Here is a 16479-nt window from a genome sequence, read left to right as displayed (position 1 = left end):
CCTCGACGCTCGTGCCCGGCACGGTCCACGTCTTCTGCACGGTCGACCCCGGCCACACCAGCCACCCGCCGACCCCGCGCCACGGCGACGTCGCCGCGACCAGCACGGGTACGCGCTCGGCGTTCCGCACGCGCACGGTCACGCGTGGCGTCCCGTCGACGCACACCGCCTCGGCGGACACGGCCAGCGCGACCGCCCCGCGGGTCCCGGGCGCCCCGAACGGCGTCACGGGGGCCGACGGCGCCGACGCCTCCGACGTGCCGGCCGCGTTCGTCGCGGTCACCGTGAACGTGTACGCCGTCCCGTTCGTCAGCCCGGTGACCGTGCACCCGGTGGCGTCCGTCGTGCACGTGGCCCCGCCCGGCTGCGCGGTCACGGTCGAGGACGTCACGGCGCTGCCGCCGTCGTCGGACGGCGCGGTCCAGGACACGTCCGCGGTGCCGTTGCCCGCAGTCGCGGTGACGGCTGTCGGCGCGGACGGCGCGGTGGCCGGCGGCTGCGCGACCTCACCTGGCCACTGCGCCACGGTCTCGGCGCCACCGGCGCCGAGCTTCTCGACGCGCAGCGCGTTGATCGAGAACGCGTTGCCGCCCCCGCCGCCGCGGATGCCGATGTTGCCGATCAGGCCGTCGGCGGGCTGGTCGCCGTCGAGCGTGATCTCGGTGACCAGGTCGTAGCTGCCCATGTTGACCATGCCGCTGTTGAAGTACGCGGGGATGTGGGTGGCCACCTGCCCGGCGGCGTACTGGTGGTCGTTGATGACTGCGCCGTCGCTCGTGGTGTACCCGCCGTTGGTGTTGTCCTTGAGCCAGCGCACGCGGATCGCCGTCGTGCCCTTCGCGGTGTAGCTCACCGTCAGCCGGTACGTCGTACCGGCCTCGGGGCGGAACGCGACCTCGCCGTCGTCGGTCGTCGACCACGGCCACACCGTCGCGTCGTCGCCCAGCACGACGTTCGCGCCGCTCCACGCGTCGCCCAGCGACGTGTCGTACACATGCACGCCCGGCACGGGCTCGCGGTCGCCGCCGCCCGGCAGGTCCACGTACTCGTGCGTCGCCAGGAACTCCTCGGGGTACAGGATGCCCAGCAGCGCGAGCTTGGCGTTGCCGTCGTAGTCGTACGGCATGGCGAACTCGCCGCCCTTCCAGCCCTGCCGCACGTCACGCACGCCCGCGAGCTTCACGGCGTGCACGACCTTCGGGTTGCCGGTCGTGTTGCCCGGCCCCGCGCCGTAGTCGCGGTAGACCTTGAACAGCTCGGCGTACTTCATGCCCTGGTTGTTCTCGGCCTCGGGCGTCAGCTCGCCCGGCGGCAGCGCGATGTCCATCTCGGTGACGTGCACCTCGACGTCCCCGAGCGACGCGAACAGCCGGATGTTCTGCTCGACGGCCGCGACGTCGGTGGCCAGGTTGTAGTGGCCCTGCATGCCGATGACCTCGATGAGCGGACGCCCGCCCGGCCGCTCGCCCGCGTGCCGCGCGTTGATGTCCTTGACCATCTCGTAGACCACGCGCGCCTTGGCGGGGGAGTCCAGGCCGAAGTCGTTGTACGTGAGCTTGACGTCCCAGCCGTGCGCGTCGACGACCTCGGCGGCCTTGACGAACGCGAGCTCGACCCAGTCGGCGCCCAGTGCCTGGTACCAGCCCTCGCCCTTGGCGAGCGAGCCGCGCCAGTCCGCGGGGTTCGCGGTGCCGACGGCCTCGTTGACCACGTCGACGGCCACGAGCCGGTCCCCGAAGTGCCCCAGCACGTTCTCGACGTGTGTGTTGAGGTTCGCCAGCGCGGTGTCGCGGTCGAACGTGCCCGGCTGGTCGAACCGCGCGGGCGGCGCGTCCCACAGCCACGTCGGGGACTGCGAGTGCCACGCGAGCGTGTGCCCGTACAGCGCCAGGTCGGGGTTGCGCGACGTGTACCGCGCGAACGCCGCCTCGGCCGCGTCGTACGTGAACACGCCCTTGTCGCGCTGCGTGCTCTCGGGCTTCATCTCGTTGCCCGGCGTGTACGACGCGTAGTTGTACAGCAGCCCCTCGATCTCGCCCGCCCCGAAGATCCCCATCGAGAACCGGTCGGCGTGCTGGTCCTTCATGGGCGGGTAGTGCTCGAACGTCTGCCCCGGCTCGGGCAGCGCGGCGGGCTCCGGCGCGGCCGCCGCGGGGCCGGCGGGCCCGAGCGCACCGACCGCGAGCACCGCGGCCAGCAGCGGTGCGCCCACACGGGCGGCGGTGCGGCCCGCGCGACGACGACGGGGGACGAGCGGGCGCAGGGGTGCGGTGACGTCCGGACCCGGCATGGGTGCCTCCAGGGGCGCTCCCCGGCGCGACGGTGCGCGGGGCTCGGCGACGGCGGAGGACGATGGCAAACGTTCTCCACCCGTGATGACGTCGAACCTAGCCCGCCACGCTCCGGGGTTGTCAAGAGTCCGCCACGTCCGGTTGGTCGGGTCTTGACGTCCGTTTCCGGCCGCGCCTACGGTGTCGCCCACGCGGTGTGGCGAGCGTTTGCCGTCGACGACGACGGTGGCGCCGCCCGGGACCCGACGCCGGGTCCTCCCGCGTCGTCGCGGGCGGTCGTCGCCCGCGCGTCGAACCCCTGAGCAGCGCGGACGTGCAGGACGACGTGGTCCTGCGGCGCGCGCCTGCCCGGGTCGACCCTTGGGGAGGAGCAGTCGATGACCCGACGGACCAGAGGTGGCCGGACCGAGGCACGGCGCGACGGGAGGCGGCCCGTGCGCTGGGCCGGCGCGGGCCTCGCGGTCGCGCTCGCGACCGTCGGGTTCGTGGCACCCGCGCACGCCGCGGTCGACGCGGCCACGTACGACGTCACGATCCGCGCGACCGGCGCGGGCACCGTCACCGGCGGCGGCACGTACGCGCCCGGCGACACGGTCGAGCTCACGGCGACGCCCGGGGCGGGGCAGGTGTGGGCCGGCTGGACGTCCGCCGACCTCGCGTGGATCGGCGCACGCGCCCTGTCGTTCACGATGCCCGAGGGCGACGTCACGCTCGAGACGTCGTTCCGGCCGCAGATCGCGCCGCTCAAGGACGTGTACCGCGACTACTTCGACGTCGGGAACATCTACTCCGACGCCGGCACCTACGCGGACGGGTCGCCGACCTCGTCGACGGTCGCGCGGCACTACTCGGTGATGACCGCCGAGAACAACATGAAGCCCGACCAGCTGCTGCCCAACAGCAACATCGACCCCGTGACGGGCGACTTCACGTTCAACTTCGGCCCCGCCGACGCGTTCGTCGACCAGACGCTCGCCCGCGGCATGAAGGTCCACGGGCACGTGCTGGTGTGGCACGGGCAGTCGCCCGCGCGGATCAACAGCGGCGCCACGGGCGGCACGCGCGCGCAGGCCAAGGCCAACATGGAGGACTACATCCGCGAGGTGCTCACGCACTACCGCGGCAAGGCCGAGTCGTGGGACGTCGTCAACGAGGCGTTCGTCGACGGGCTCGCGGAGTTCGACCCCGCGACGCAGGACTGGCGCGACTACCTGCGCGGCGGCCCGAACGGCGGGCAGTCCCGCTGGTACAGCGCGTACGCCAACGGTGCCGACACGGCCGCCGGCGAGCACCCCGCCGACTTCCTGTACGACGCGTTCGTCTACGCGCGGCAGTACGGGCCCGAGACCCGCCTCGAGTACAACGACTTCAACGTCTTCCAGTCCGAGGGCAAGGCGCAGGCGATCCTCGCGATGGCCACCGACCTCAACGCCCGCTACAAGGCGGAGCACCCCGAGGACCCGCGCCAGCTGGTCGAGTCGATCGGCCTGCAGTCGCACAACTACATCAACCAGACCCCCGCGTTCGCGTGCTCGGACCGCACGCGCCTGCGCTCGCTCGTCACGGACGCGGCGGCGGAGTGGCAGCCCGGCGCGTGCTCGAACGAGGCGTCGGTCGAGCGGTCGCTGCAGCTCATCACCGAGGCCGGCTTCACCGCCAGCATCAGCGAGCTCGACCTGCAGGTCTGGGAGGCGTGGAACGGGCAGCCCGAGGGGGAGGACCGCGCCGCGTACCGCGACCTCACCGACCCGACCGTCGCCGACCGCATCTCGCGCGGCGAGTTCGACTACTGGGTCGGCAAGATCAGCAACCGCGCCGAGCTCGAGAAGATCCAGGCGCAGCGGTTCGCCGAGTACTTCGCCGTCTACAAGAAGTACTCGACCGACATCAACCGCGTGACGTTCTGGGGCATGACCGACCAGGCGTCGTGGCGGTCCACGCACAACCCGCTGATCTTCAACAGCGACTTCTCCGAGAAGCTCGGCGCCGCCGCGTCCGCGAACCCCGAGCGCTGGCTCGGGCAGCGGCACCCGGTCGTCGACACCTCGAAGCTCGAGGCCGCGATCGCCGAGGTCAAGGCGCTCAAGCTCAGCGCGAAGGATTTCACGGGCCTGAGCATCGCGCGCGTCAAGGCCGTGCTGGGCCGCGTCGTCGCGGTGCTCGTGACGCCGGGCGCGCAGGGCAAGGTCAACGCGGCCACGGCCGCGCTGCACGAGGCGGTCGCCGCGCTCGAGCGGCGGTAGCGGTCGCACGACGCACCGGCCCCGGGGAGGCGGAACCTCCCCGGGGCCGGCGCGGCGACACCGTCGGTCAGTGCTGCTCGGGGAACGCCTGCGGGTCGGTCGTCGGCGGCGTCGCCGGTGCGGGCGCGGCCGGCGCGCCACCCGCGGCGAACGCCGCGCGCAGCGTCGCGAACGACCCCAGCGCACCGAAGCCCAGCGCCCAGCCGAAGTCGGGCAGGTACTCCGGGAAGAGCTCGGGCAGCAGCTCGCTGAACGCCGGCCAGAACTGCGGGTGCCACAGCATCGACCAGGTGCCCGTACCGCTCAGCTCGCCGAGGCCCGCGGCGACGTCGTACACGATCCCGCCGAAGAACGCGAGGACGAGCGTCAGGACCGTGACGAGCAGCACGATCGCCGCGCCCGGGCGGCTGATGCGTCCGGCGCCCCAGACGTAGAGGCGCAGCGCCCCGAACGCGACGAGCGCGCCCACGAGCGACGCGATGAAGCCGAGGCTCCACACGAGGACCCACACGCCGACACCCACCGGGACGGTGAGGAGAGCGGCCAGCGTTCCCCGTCCGAGGTTCTCCGGGGCCGGGGTGGGCGCGGGCTGCGTGGGCGCAGGGGGATCGACGATGGCGTCGGACATGATCGGCTCCAGGGCGAGCGGCCCGGGCCGTCCCCGGGCAGGCGGTCGGAGCGTAGCGACGGCGGAGGTGTCGCGACCTGGGACCTCGTGACTCCCGTGCGCACGACCACCCGGTCGGCCCAGTGCCCGGCGTCGAGCCGGGACCGAGCGGTGCTCCCGCGACGTGGTGACTGCCCGCGCGCGGCCCGCCGCTCGTGGATCGGGCCCCACGTGTGATCAGATGGGGGCCTCGCGTCGTCGACGCGCCGGGAGAGCTGGGAGCGGACCTCGAGGTCCGTGGCCCGCCCCCGACGGGCGGACGGCCCGTGCCGCCGTCGGCGTACGCACCGTCCTTGGTGCGCGGCGCCCGGCGTGAGCGGCCCGCCCGTGGGCCGCGGCCCGTCGTGCTGCATCGTGCTGACGGTGCAGGCATCGCAGCTGGAGGAGGATCTGTGGCCCGAGCCGGCCAGCGACGCCCCGGGCGTGCGCGCCCCGACGCGGGCGGCCAGCGCCGCCGCACCGCGCACCCCGACCAGGAGGGGATCATCCCCGTCCTCGCCGGGATCGCCCGTGAGGTCGACGACGCCGTGCAGCGCACGCCCACGCGCTCCGGCGTGCGGACCAAGTTCCAGGTCGTCGCGCTGCTCGTCCGCGAGGAGCGGGCTCGCGTCATGGCCGACGCCGACCTGTCGGAGGCGAAGAAGGCGCAGCAGCTCAAGCGGCTCGACGGCGTCGCGACGCAGCTCGCACGCATCGCCGCGCGCGACACGACCCTGCTGACGCTGCTGAGCGACGACGCGAAGCTCTCCGACGCGGCGCGCTCCTACAAGGAGACCGTGATGCGCGCGGGCGGCCTCGACGTCCCCGACGAGCCCGAGCCCGCCCCGGCGCCCGCGCCGACCGCCGCCACCGAGAGGCGGGTCGTCCCGCAGTCGGTGATCGCCGCGCGCCTGGCCAACCCGTTCCTCGCACCCGACTTCGAGGCCGCCGCGGCCCTGCGCGCCGCGCCTCGCACGCACCGCCTCGACGGGTGGGAGCTGCTCGAGCCGCTGTTCCGGTCGTTCGAGCGCGCCGCCAACGGCTCGCCCGCGTGCATGGAGCTGCCCGACGTCCGCACCCTGCCGGGTCTGCACGGGCGCGAGCTCATGCCGCACCAGGCGCGGCTCGTGGCCGCCGCCGCGCGCGGGCACCGCACGTTCCTGCTGGCCGACGAGCCGGGCCTCGGCAAGACCGCGCAGGCGCTGCTCGCCGCGCAGGCCGCCGACGCGTTCCCGCTGCTCGTCGTCGTCCCCAACGTCGTCAAGACCAACTGGGCGCACGAGGTCGGCATGTGGCTGCCGCTGCGCAACGTCACCGTGGTGCACGGCGACGGCGAGGACGTCGACGGGTTCGCCGACGTCGTGGTCGTCAACTACGACATCCTCGACCGGCACGCCGGGTGGCTCGGCACGCACGGGTTCCGCGGCATGGTCGTCGACGAGGCGCACTTCATCAAGAACAAGTCGTCGCTGCGCTCGCAGCACGTGCTGGGCATCGCCGACAAGATCCGGCTGCGCGCCACGCGGCCGCTGCTCATGGCGCTGACGGGCACGCCGCTCATCAACGACATCGAGGACTTCCGCGCGATCTGGCAGTTCCTCGGGTGGATCGACGACGACAAGCCGCTCGCACCGCTCATGTCGGCGCTCGAGGAGACGGGCCTGACGCCCGCCGACCCCGGGTTCGCCCGGGAGGCGCGCGCCGCCGTCATCGACATGGGCATCGTGCGACGCCGCAAGGTCGACGTCGCCGCGGACATCCCGGCGCGACGCGTCGCGGACCTGCCCGTCGAGCTCGACGGTGCGGTCGGCCGCTCGATCCGTGCCGCCGAGGCGGCGCTCGCGCAGCGCCTCGTCGAGCACTACCGCTCGGCCGTCGCGGCCCGCGGCGAGATCGTCGACCGCGTGGACCTCGACCTCGCGCGCCGCGTCGCGGCCGCCGAGCTCAAGGACGCGTCGTCGAAGAAGAAGGGCGAGAACGTCTTCACGATGGTCCGCCGCATCGGCCAGGCGAAGGCCGGGCTCGCGGCGGACTACGCGGCGCAGCTCGCGCGCAACGTCGGCAAGGTCGTGTTCTTCGCCAAGCACGTCGACGTCATGGACGCCGCCGAGCAGCTGTTCACCGAGCGCGGCCTCAAGCACGCGTCGATCCGCGGCGACCAGACCCCGCGCCAGCGCGAGAAGAACGTCACGGCGTTCGTCGAGGACCCCGAGGTGCAGATCGTCGTGTGCTCGCTCATGGCGGCGGGCGTCGGGCTGAACCTGCAGGTCGCGTCGAACCTCGTGCTCGCCGAGCTGCCGTGGACCGACGCCGAGCAGACGCAGGCCATCGACCGCGTGCACCGCATCGGCCAGGACCAGCCCGTCACGGCGTGGCGCGTCATCGCGGCGCAGACCATCGACGCGCGCATCGCCGAGCTCATCGACGCCAAGTCGGGGCTCGCGGCGGCGGCGCTCGACGGCGTCGCGCTCGACGAGGACGCCGCGTCGACGGACGTGCAGCTCGACGCCCTGGTCGGCCTGCTCACCGACGCGCTGCGCGCCGAGGGCGTCGCCGCCTGAGCGTCACCAGCCCCAGGTGCCCGCGCCGCCCTTGAACGGCCCGACGACGCGGCGCGTGCGCCACCCGCCGTAGAAGTCGCCCTCCTGCGCCTCGACGACCTCGCCGTCGACCGTGCAGACCAGCCCGGCCGGGTAGAGCGCGACGTGGTCGAGCAGCGCCTCGTACCCGGGCCGCGGGTCGGGGTAGCCCCACGCGGCACGCGGGCGGACGACGCGCGCGCCCGCGTCGGTGCCGACGACGTCGAAGTACGTCGCGCGGCCCTTGAACTCGCACACCGTCGAGGGGCCCGCGACCGGCGCGAGCGCACCGGGCGCGACGTCGGCCAGCGGCAGGTAGTACGTCGGCGGGTGCGACGTCTCCAGCACGCGCAGCGCGCGGCGCGTGTCGACGACCACCGTGTCCCCGAGCCGCACGACGACGTGCTCGTCGCTCGGCACGACCGCGGGCGGCCGCGGGTAGTCCCAGACGGACTCCTGCCCGGGCCCGGGCGGGACGGCGGCGCGGCCGCCGGGCGGGGTGGTGCGCGGGTGCCAGGCCGAGGTGTCCGACGTCATGGCCCCACTGTCGCCCGCGGGCCGACGGCGCGCACCCGCGGCAAACCACGGGGTCACTCCTATCAGATTCTCAGATGTGCGCGTACGATCCTGTCATGCGCACCGTCACCGCCACGCACGCCTCGCGCGGTTTCTCCGACCTGCTGGACGCCGTCGAGCACGGCGACACGATCGCGATCACGCGTGGCGGGCGCGTCGTCGCCCAGATCGCGCCCGCGGTCTCCACGACCGGCAGTGCGCTCCGCGCCGCGCTGGCGGGGGTCCCCACGCTCGACGACGACCTCGAGGGCGACGTCGCCGGCGCGACCGCGCTGCTCACGGCCGAGGAGAGCGACCCGTGGCACGCCGGCTGATCCTCGACACCACGACGCTCATCGCCTACGAGCGCGGCGCCGTCGACCGCGACCTGTTCGACGACGACGACCTCGCGATCGCCGCGGTGACGGTCGCGGAGTTCCGCACGGGCATCGAGCTCGCCGACACCGCGCAGCGGGCAGCCGACCGTGCGCGGGTGCTCGCCGCGATCACGTCGGCGATCACCGTGCTCGACTACACCGAGCGCACCGCCGCCGAGCACGCGCGTCTGATCGCGCACGTCCGCCGCGCGGGCCAGCCGCGGGGGGCGCACGACCTGATCATCGCCGCGCACGCCGCCGAGCACGGTCGTACGGTCGCGTCGTGCGACGCCCGCGCGCGGTTCGGCGACCTCCCCGAGGTCCAGGTGGTCCTCGTCCCGCGGCTCTGAGAGTCGGCGAATCGGCGCGGGCCGGGCCCGAGTGTGCGGCGCCCGGCTCACCGTCCCGCGCGTCGCCGCCCCGCGCGCGCCGAGAAGGCGTCCATCGCGGCGAGCACCTCGGGTGCCTGCCACACCCGTGCACGGTGGCCGGTCGACGGGGAGTGGAGCACCCCGGCCTCCTGGAGCACCTCGATCGCGTTCCGTGCCGCGCGGTCGGACACCCCGAGCATGCGGGCCGCGTACTCGGCGGTCACGACGGGTTGGGAGAACAGCAGGTCGGACAACGGCCACGCCGCCGAGTCCGACCGCGCGGTGATCGCGTCGTGCCAGCGTGCGCGGGCGGCGACGACCTCGGCGGCGAGCTGGCGGCCGTTCGCGGTCGCGGCGACCGCGGCCGACGCGATCTGCTCGACGATCGGGTCGAGGTCGCCGTCCCGGTAGGCGCCGAGCGCGCGGAAGTACGACTCCGGGTCGCGCAGCAGCCCGGCGGACACCGGGACCGTCGTGTGCAGCGCGAGACCGCGTCGACGCAGGACCGTGTGGACCAGGACGCGCCCGGTGCGCCCGTTGCCGTCGGTGAACGGGTGGATGGTCTCGAACTGCGCGTGGACGACGGCCGCCAGGACGAGCGCGGGCACGTCGTCCCGCGCGGCGAACGCGACGAGGTCGTCGACGAGCAGGGGCACGCGATCGTGGTGCGGAGGGACGAAGTCGGCACCGTGCGGACTGATCGGTGAGGCGCCCACCCACACCTGCTCCGACCGCCAGCGTCCCGCGGTCTCGGGCTCCGACTCCGCCAGGAGCGCGCGGTGGACCGCGAGGATGCCCGCTGCGGTGACGTCGTCGCCCGCGGCGAGGGCACCCGTCATGGCTCGGACGTTGGCTGCGACGATGTCGGCGTTCTGCCGGGACGGCACGCCGAGCGACGCGAGCGCGAGGTTGCGCGCGTTCGTGGTGAGGTGCTCGATCTGCGAGCTCGACGCCGACTCGGTGCGGAGCAGCACGGTCGGCATGGGGACGGGCAGCGACGCCATCGCGCTGTCGAAGCGCGCGACGTCGAGCGTCGCCTCCTCGGCGAGCGTCGCCACCCGGGCGCTGACGCGGGGGCTCGCCGCCGCGATCGACGGTGGCACGGCGGCCTCGTAGGGGCGCGCGACGCGCCGTCGCTGGAACGCGTCGAGGTAGGGGCTCGTCGCGGCCCAGGGCAGCGCCTCGTGGTCGACCGCCGGCCACATCTCGTCGGTGGTCATCCTTCTCCTCTGGTCGCGCGCAGTTGAAGGCTACAGCGATAATCTTCACTCACATCGTTCCGGCAGGACACCCTGGCGACGGCCGACGATCCTTGCGGTCGCGGTCGCGGGCGCGGGCGCGGACTGGACGTGAGGGCTGAGGTATGGCAACCCTTATCCCGTGCCTCCCGCCGTCGAGCCCCGCTTCCGCACGTCGCCGAACGTGCTGTTCGCGACGGTCGTGACGCGCGTCGTGCGGCTCTCGCCCGGGTTCGTGCGCGTGACGCTCGCCGGGCCCGACCTGGGCGTGTTCGCGCCGTACGGGCTCGACCAGCGCATCAAGATCCTGCTGGGCGAGCCGTGCGACGGCCTGCTGCCCGGGCTGCCCGAGCGCGAGTGGCGGCGCGTGTGGCGCGCGGTCCCCGAGCAGCGGCGGCCCGTGCTGCGCAGCTACACCGCCTACGAGGTGCGGCCCGACGCGCGCGAGCTCGACCTCGACTTCTACGTGCACGACCCCGCGGGCCCCGCGAGCGAGTGGGCCCTCGCCGCCCGCCCGGGCGACGCGCTGCTGGTCTCGGGCCCCGACGTGCGCGCGGGTGCGCCCGACCACGGCGTGCAGTGGTGCCCCGGCGGCGCGGTCGAGCGCGTGCTGCTCGCGGCCGACGAGACCGCGTACCCCGCCGTGCGCGGCATCCTCGCGGCGCTGCCCGCGGGTGTGCGCGCGACGGTCCTGCTGGAGGCGGGCCACGCGGCCGACGCAGCGACGCTCGACGACGTCACGGCCGAGCACGACGCGCACGTGCTGCTCCGCCACGGGCGGCGCGGCGGGCAGGCGCTCGTGGCGGCCGTCGAGTCGTGGGTCGCCGCGCACGGGCCCGCCGCCGCGGCCGCGGGCGACGCGTTCTACGCGTGGGTCGCGACCGAGAGCACGCGCCTGGCCGGGGCGCGCTCCGCGCTCGCCGGGGCGGGCCTCGCGCCCGAGCGCGTGCACACGCAGGGGTACTGGCACGACCGCCCGCGCGGGGTCCCGGCACCCGAACCCGCTGGCTACGCGGTCGCCGTGTGACGGACCGCACGTACGCGGTGAGGTAAGGCTTTGCTAACGTCACCCCCGGTCCGCGACGGGCGGACCGTCACGGACGAAGGAGTTGGCGTGCGTTCAGCAGTCTCCACGGTGCGGTCGCGGGTCGCGGTGCTCGCGGCCGTCACGGCCCTCGGTCTCGGCCTCTCGGCGTGCGCCGCCGACGCGGACGCCGGCACCGCCGACCCCACGCCGTCCGCCTCCGCCGACGCGTCCGACGCGCCCCGCGTCGTCGAGCACGCGCGCGGCGAGACCGAGGTCCCCGCGCACCCGCAGCGCGTCGTCGTCCTCGAGCCCGTGCAGCTCGACACCGCCGTCGCGCTGGGCGTCGAGCCCGTCGGCGCCGCCGTGCTCAACGAGGCCCTCGGCGTGCCCGCCTACCTCGGCGACGCCGCGGCCGACGTGCAGACCGTCGGCACCGTGCAGGAGCCGAACGTGCAGAAGATCGCGGCCCTGCAGCCCGACCTCATCATCGGCACCGAGTCGCGCCACTCGGCGCTGTACGACCAGCTCTCGGACGTCGCGCCCACCGTCTTCATGGCCACGCAGACCGACCCGTGGCAGGACAACGTGCGCTTCACCGCGACCGCCCTGGGCGACGAGTCCGACGCGCAGAAGCTCCTCGACGCGTACGACGCGCGCTGCAAGAAGATCGCCGACGAGTTCGGCACGGCCGGCCAGACCGCGCAGCTCATCCGCCCGCGCGACGGCATCCTCACGCTCTACGGCCCCACCTCGTTCGCGGGCAGCACGCTCGAGTGCGTCGGCTTCACGACCCCCGAGCGCGACTGGGAGAACTCGATCTCGGTCGACGTCTCGCCCGAGAACGTGCTCGACGCGAAGGCCGACCACGTGTTCGTCACGACGACCGACGTGACCGACGAGTCCAGCGTCCCCGAGGCCGTGCGCGCCAACGCCGCGGCGTTCCCGCAGCTGCACCTGGTCGACCAGGCGTGGTGGATCACGGGCGTCGGCCCGCTCGGCGGGCAGGCCGTGCTCGACGACATCGAGAAGATCCTCTCCGCGGCGTCCTGACCCGCACCGGCCGACCCGCGCACCCGTGAGCACCGCAGCACCGACCGCCCGCCCGGCGACCCTCCGGTCGCCGGGCCGGGCGCGTCCGCCGCGCCGGCACGCCGCCGGCTGGGTGGTCGGCGCGCTCGCGGTGCTGCTCGGGGTCGTCGCGCTGTCCGTGCTGGTCGGGGCCAACCCCGTGCCGCCGGGCGACGTGCTCGACGCGCTGCTGGGCCGCGGCACCGACACCGCACGGTTCGTCGTGTGGGACCAGCGGCTGCCGCGCACGCTCGCGGGCCTCGTGGTCGGCGGCGCGCTCGGCGTCGCGGGCGCGCTCATGCAGGCCTTCACGCGCAACCCGCTCGCCGACCCGGGCCTGCTCGGCGTCAACGCCGGCGCGGCGTTCGCGGTGGCCCTGGGCATCACGTTCCTGGGCGTCACGATGCCCGCGGGGTACATGTGGCTCGCGTGCCTCGGTGCGCTGGTCGTGGCCGTCGGCGTGCACGTGCTCGGCGGTGCGGCCGACCTGCGCGCGAGCCCCGCGCGCCTCGTCGTCACGGGCGTCGCGGTCGGCGCCGTGCTCGCGGGCCTCACGAGCGGGCTCACGCTCACGCACCCCGACACGTTCGACCGCATGCGCGGCTGGGCCGCCGGCAGCCTGCTCGAGCGCGGCCCCCAGGTCGTGCTGCCGGTGCTGCCGCTGATCGTGCTGGGGCTGCTGGTCGCGGCCCTCACGGCGCGCAGCCTCAACGCGGTCGCGCTCGGGCCCGACGTCGCGCAGGCGCAGGGCGTCGACGTGCGCCGCACGCGCGTGCTCGTGCTCGCCGCGGTCACGGTCCTCGCGGGCGGCGCCACCGCGATCGCCGGGCCCGTCGCGTTCGTCGGGCTGATGGTCCCGCACGTCGTGCGGTGGACGCTCGGCACCGACCAGCGCCGCGTGCTCGCGGGGTCGCTGCTGGGCGGGTGCGTGCTGGTCGTCGCGTCCGACGTCGTGGGGCGCGTCGCCGTGCCGCCCGGCGAGATGCCCGTGGGCGTCGTCACCGCGTTCGTCGGTGCGCCCGTGATGATCGCGCTCGCGCGCCGCCGACGGGCCACGGCGCTGTGACCGCCACGCGCCCGGACGTGCGCGACGCCGCCGGCACCGCCCCGACCGCGCCCGCGGCCGCACCCGCGCGCCGTGCCGCTCCCGTGCGGCTGCTGCGCGGCCCGCGCCCGCGCGTGCTCGTCGGCACCGACCGGCTGCACGTGGGCGTCGGCGTGCGCGAGGGCGTGCTGTGCCTCGTGCTGGCCGCCGTGCTGCTGGTCCTCGCGGTCGTCGGGCTCGCGGTCGGCGACTTCCCCGTGCCGTGGCCCGACGTCGTGGGCGCGTTCACGGGCCGCACGCAGGGCCTCGCCGCGACCGTCGTGCTCGAGTGGCGGCTGCCGCGCGTCGCCGCGGCCGTGCTGTTCGGCGCCGCGCTCGCCGTCGCGGGCGGCGTGTTCCAGGCCGTGACGCGCAACCCGCTCGCGAGCCCCGACGTCGTCGGCCTGTCGAACGGCGCGTTCACGGGCATGCTGATCGCGCTCGTGTCGCTGGGCGGCGGCTGGGCGTCCCGCACGGTCGGCGCCCTGGTCGGCGGGGTCCTCACGGCCGTGGTCGTGCACCTGCTCGCGCACCGCGGCGGTCTGCAGGGGTTCCGGCTCATCGTCGTCGGCATCGGGGTGTCGTCGATGCTCGGCGCGTTCAACACGTGGGTGCTGCTGCGCGCCGACCTCGAGACCGCGCTGCTCGCGTCGGCCTGGGGCGCGGGCACGCTCACGACCGCGACCGCCGAGCTCGTGCGGCCCGTCGCGGTGTGCGTCGTCGTGCTGCTCGCAGTCGTCGCGACCCGCGCCGGTGCGCTCGCGCAGCTCGAGCTGGGCGAGGACGTCGCCGCGACCACCGGCGTCGCCGCGGGCCGCGACCGCACCGTGCTGCTGGTCGCCGCGGTCGGGCTCGTCAGCGCCGTCACCGCCGTCGCCGGACCCGTCGCGTTCGTCGCGCTCGCGGCCCCGCAGATCGCGCGCCGCGCCGCCGGGTCGCCCGGCATCCCGCTCGCCGCGAGCGCGGGCGTCGGCGCGGTCGTGCTGCTCGGCGCCGACCTCGTCGCGCAGCACGTGCTGCCCCTGACCGTGCCCGTCGGCGTCGTCACCGTCGTGATCGGCGGCGCCTACCTGCTGTGGCTGCTGCTCCGAGAGGCGAGGACCCGATGACCGCCACGACCGCCCCGACCTCGCCGCACCACCTCGGCACCGCGTCGCGGCTGCGCGCCGAGGGCGTCACGCTGCGCTACGACGCCCGCACGGTCAGCGAGGACCTCACGTTCGCGGTGCCCGACGGCTCGTTCACCGTGATCATCGGCCCCAACGCGTGCGGCAAGTCCACGCTGCTGCGCGCGCTGTCGGGGCTGCTCACGCCCGCCGCGGGGCGCGTGCTGCTCGACGACGCACCGCTGACCTCCTACGCGGCGCGCGAACGGGCCCGGCGCCTGGCGTTCCTGCCGCAGACCATGACCGCGCCCGAGGGCATCACGGTCGCCGAGCTCGCCGCGCGCGGCCGGTTCGCGCACCAGCGCGTGCTGCGCCGCTACTCGGCGGCCGACGTCGACGCGGTCGAGCGCGCGCTCGCCGCGACCGGCACCACCGACATCGCCGACCGTCGGCTCGACGAGCTGTCCGGCGGGCAGCGGCAGCGCGCGTGGATCGCGATGGTCCTCGCGCAGGACACGCCGCTCGTCCTGCTCGACGAGCCGACCACGTACCTCGACGTCACGCACCAGCTCGAGGTGCTCACGCTGCTGCACCACCTGCACGTGCAGGGCCGCACGGTCGTCGCCGTGCTGCACGACCTGCACCACGCGGCCCGCTACGCGACGCACCTCGTCGCGATGAAGCACGGGCGCGTGGTCGCGCAGGGCGACCCCGCCGCGGTCGTGACGGCCGAGCGCGTGCGCGACGTGTTCGGGCTCGACGCCACCGTCGTGCCCGACCCCGTGACGGGTGCGCCGCTCGTCGTCCCCGCGGACACCCGCTGACCGCCGCCGGGCGCCGGGGCCGCCGGACCCCGGCCGGCGCCGCGACGGCCCACGGCCCGAGCCGGGACGGCCACGGGTCCCGCAGCCTGGTGCCGCTGCCCGACCGGACGCACCATGGACGGATGAGCACCCCGCAGCGCCCCGGACCGCGTGCCGGTTCGCGCCCTGGTTCGCGCCCCGTGCTCGCCGCGGCGGTCGTGGCGCTCGCGGCCGCGTGCGCACCGTCGTCGCCCACCTCGTCACCCGCGGCGACGCCCGAGACCGTCGTCGTGCGTGCGCCCGTCGTCGCGGCCAAGGCGGCCGTGCCCCCGCCGCCGGTGATCGGGCCCGTCGACCTCACGGCCCTGCCGGTCGTCGAGCCGCGCGTGGTCGTGCCGGGCCTGCCCGGCGACGACGGGCTCGAGCAGCTGCGCTCGCAGGACCCGGCGCTCGGCACGTGGCGCACCGCGACGGTCGTGCGGGACACCGCCGCGTACGACGCGCCCTACGGCACGCCGCGCGGCACGGTGCCCACGGCGACGCTCGACGTGCCGACCGTGCTGCCCGTGGTGGAGCGCCGCGCCGGGTGGCTGCGCGTCATGGTCGCGACCCGCAGCGCGCTGCCCAGCCAGGACGCCGCGCAGGTCAACGGCCGCACCGCGTGGATCCGCGAGCAGGACACCGCGGCGAGCGGCACGAGCTGGCGCCTGCACCTGGACCGCACGGCGCTCACGCTCACGATCGACGACGGCACGACGCCCCGCACGGTGCCCGTCCTCGCCGTGGGCGCGCCCGGCACCCCGACGCCCGCGGCCGCGCAGTTCCTCACCGGGTCGCAGTGGGACCAGCCCGGCACGTACACGCCGCGCAGCCTCCTGCTCTCGAGCCAGAGCGAGACCATGGACGCCTACGACACGCGCACCCGCACGTCCGCGACCGCGATCCACACGTCGCCCTTCACGGCGACGGGTGCGATCTCCAACGGGTGCGTCCGCGTGACCGCCGACGTGCTCGACCTGCTGTGGGGCAAGGTGCCGCCCGGCACGGTGCTGACGGTCTCCTGAGCGGGCGCGCGCGGGCAGCGCCCGGGC

Annotated in this window: 14 protein-coding genes; 10 read left to right on the top strand and 4 right to left on the bottom strand. The window is 75.1% G+C overall.

Going from position 1 to position 16479, the window contains the following annotated elements; all coding sequences use genetic code 11:
• A partial coding sequence (locus ATM99_RS14635) for an endo-1,4-beta-xylanase (protein ID WP_190278843.1) occupies window positions 1-2290 on the bottom strand: 2290 nt, incomplete at its 3' end.
• Window positions 2291-2668: 378 nt separating this feature from the next.
• Between ATM99_RS14635 and ATM99_RS14630 the strand changes: the two genes are divergently transcribed.
• Window positions 2669-4534: an endo-1,4-beta-xylanase gene (locus ATM99_RS14630; RefSeq protein ID WP_082659811.1), complete on the top strand. Its 1866-nt coding sequence runs from the start codon at window positions 2669-2671 to the stop codon at window positions 4532-4534.
• A 67-nt stretch (window positions 4535-4601) separates the two neighbouring features.
• On the opposite strand, the gene ATM99_RS14625 is transcribed toward ATM99_RS14630, so the two are convergent.
• Window positions 4602-5162 carry a hypothetical protein gene (locus ATM99_RS14625; RefSeq protein ID WP_062103600.1) on the bottom strand — a complete coding sequence of 187 codons (561 nt, stop codon included), beginning with the start codon at window positions 5160-5162 and terminating at the stop codon, window positions 4602-4604.
• A 431-nt stretch (window positions 5163-5593) separates the two neighbouring features.
• Between ATM99_RS14625 and ATM99_RS14620 the strand changes: the two genes are divergently transcribed.
• A complete protein-coding gene (locus ATM99_RS14620; protein ID WP_062103599.1) occupies window positions 5594-7741 on the top strand; it encodes a DEAD/DEAH box helicase in 2148 nt (715 codons plus the stop codon).
• A 3-nt stretch (window positions 7742-7744) separates the two neighbouring features.
• On the opposite strand, the gene ATM99_RS14615 is transcribed toward ATM99_RS14620, so the two are convergent.
• Window positions 7745-8296 (bottom strand): DUF427 domain-containing protein, encoded by a 552-nt coding sequence (locus ATM99_RS14615; protein WP_062103598.1) that lies wholly within the window; start codon window positions 8294-8296, stop codon window positions 7745-7747.
• 95 nt (window positions 8297-8391) lie between these two features.
• On the opposite strand from ATM99_RS14615, the gene ATM99_RS19435 reads away from it, so the two are divergent.
• Together ATM99_RS19435 and ATM99_RS19430 are read left to right on the top strand one after the other, a co-directional pair.
• A complete protein-coding gene (locus ATM99_RS19435) occupies window positions 8392-8649 on the top strand; it encodes a type II toxin-antitoxin system Phd/YefM family antitoxin (RefSeq protein WP_062103597.1) in 258 nt (85 codons plus the stop codon).
• On the top strand, window positions 8634-9041 hold the full coding sequence (locus ATM99_RS19430; protein WP_062103596.1) for a PIN domain-containing protein: 408 nt from the start codon (window positions 8634-8636) through the stop codon (window positions 9039-9041). Before ATM99_RS19435 ends, ATM99_RS19430 begins: the two co-directional genes overlap by 16 nt.
• Before the next feature lie 47 nt (window positions 9042-9088).
• Here ATM99_RS19430 and ATM99_RS14600 read toward each other — a convergent pair whose 3' ends face one another.
• Window positions 9089-10282 (bottom strand): Fic family protein, encoded by a 1194-nt coding sequence (locus ATM99_RS14600; protein WP_062103595.1) that lies wholly within the window; start codon window positions 10280-10282, stop codon window positions 9089-9091.
• Between the two features lie 160 nt (window positions 10283-10442).
• Between ATM99_RS14600 and ATM99_RS14595 the strand changes: the two genes are divergently transcribed.
• From ATM99_RS14595 to ATM99_RS14570, 6 genes are all read left to right on the top strand, one after another.
• Window positions 10443-11327, top strand: coding sequence for a siderophore-interacting protein (locus ATM99_RS14595; protein WP_062103594.1), 885 nt, complete (start codon window positions 10443-10445; stop codon window positions 11325-11327).
• 87 nt (window positions 11328-11414) lie between these two features.
• On the top strand, window positions 11415-12377 hold the full coding sequence (locus ATM99_RS14590; protein WP_062103593.1) for an ABC transporter substrate-binding protein: 963 nt from the start codon (window positions 11415-11417) through the stop codon (window positions 12375-12377).
• Between the two features lie 25 nt (window positions 12378-12402).
• On the top strand, window positions 12403-13461 hold the full coding sequence (locus ATM99_RS14585; RefSeq protein ID WP_082659807.1) for an iron ABC transporter permease: 1059 nt from the start codon (window positions 12403-12405) through the stop codon (window positions 13459-13461).
• A complete protein-coding gene (locus ATM99_RS14580) occupies window positions 13458-14588 on the top strand; it encodes an iron chelate uptake ABC transporter family permease subunit (protein ID WP_223305128.1) in 1131 nt (376 codons plus the stop codon). The genes ATM99_RS14585 and ATM99_RS14580 overlap by 4 nt, the downstream gene beginning before the upstream one ends.
• Window positions 14585-15409, top strand: a complete 825-nt coding sequence (locus ATM99_RS14575) for an ABC transporter ATP-binding protein (RefSeq protein ID WP_062103592.1) — start codon at window positions 14585-14587, stop codon at window positions 15407-15409. The genes ATM99_RS14580 and ATM99_RS14575 overlap by 4 nt, the downstream gene beginning before the upstream one ends.
• Window positions 15410-15531: 122 nt before the next feature.
• Window positions 15532-16452 carry a L,D-transpeptidase family protein gene (locus tag ATM99_RS14570; protein WP_062103591.1) on the top strand — a complete coding sequence of 307 codons (921 nt, stop codon included), beginning with the start codon at window positions 15532-15534 and terminating at the stop codon, window positions 16450-16452.
• Window positions 16453-16479: the final 27 nt, after the last annotated feature.

The sequence above is a fragment of the Cellulomonas sp. B6 genome, from assembly GCF_001462455.1.
GTDB lineage: Bacteria > Actinomycetota > Actinomycetes > Actinomycetales > Cellulomonadaceae > Cellulomonas.
The sequence above is the reverse complement of the archived record's forward strand: the minus strand, read 5'-3'. Positions and strand labels throughout refer to the sequence as shown.

Coding starts and splice junctions, on each gene's coding strand:
- ATM99_RS14630 (WP_082659811.1), top strand. CDS start 2,669: ATGACCCGACGGACCAGAGGTGGCCGGACCGAGGCACGGCGCGACGGG.
- ATM99_RS14625 (WP_062103600.1), bottom strand. CDS start 5,162: ATGTCCGACGCCATCGTCGATCCCCCTGCGCCCACGCAGCCCGCGCCC.
- ATM99_RS14615 (WP_062103598.1), bottom strand. CDS start 8,296: ATGACGTCGGACACCTCGGCCTGGCACCCGCGCACCACCCCGCCCGGC.
- ATM99_RS19435 (WP_062103597.1), top strand. CDS start 8,392: ATGCGCACCGTCACCGCCACGCACGCCTCGCGCGGTTTCTCCGACCTG.
- ATM99_RS14600 (WP_062103595.1), bottom strand. CDS start 10,282: ATGACCACCGACGAGATGTGGCCGGCGGTCGACCACGAGGCGCTGCCC.
- ATM99_RS14575 (WP_062103592.1), top strand. CDS start 14,585: ATGACCGCCACGACCGCCCCGACCTCGCCGCACCACCTCGGCACCGCG.
- ATM99_RS14570 (WP_062103591.1), top strand. CDS start 15,532: ATGAGCACCCCGCAGCGCCCCGGACCGCGTGCCGGTTCGCGCCCTGGT.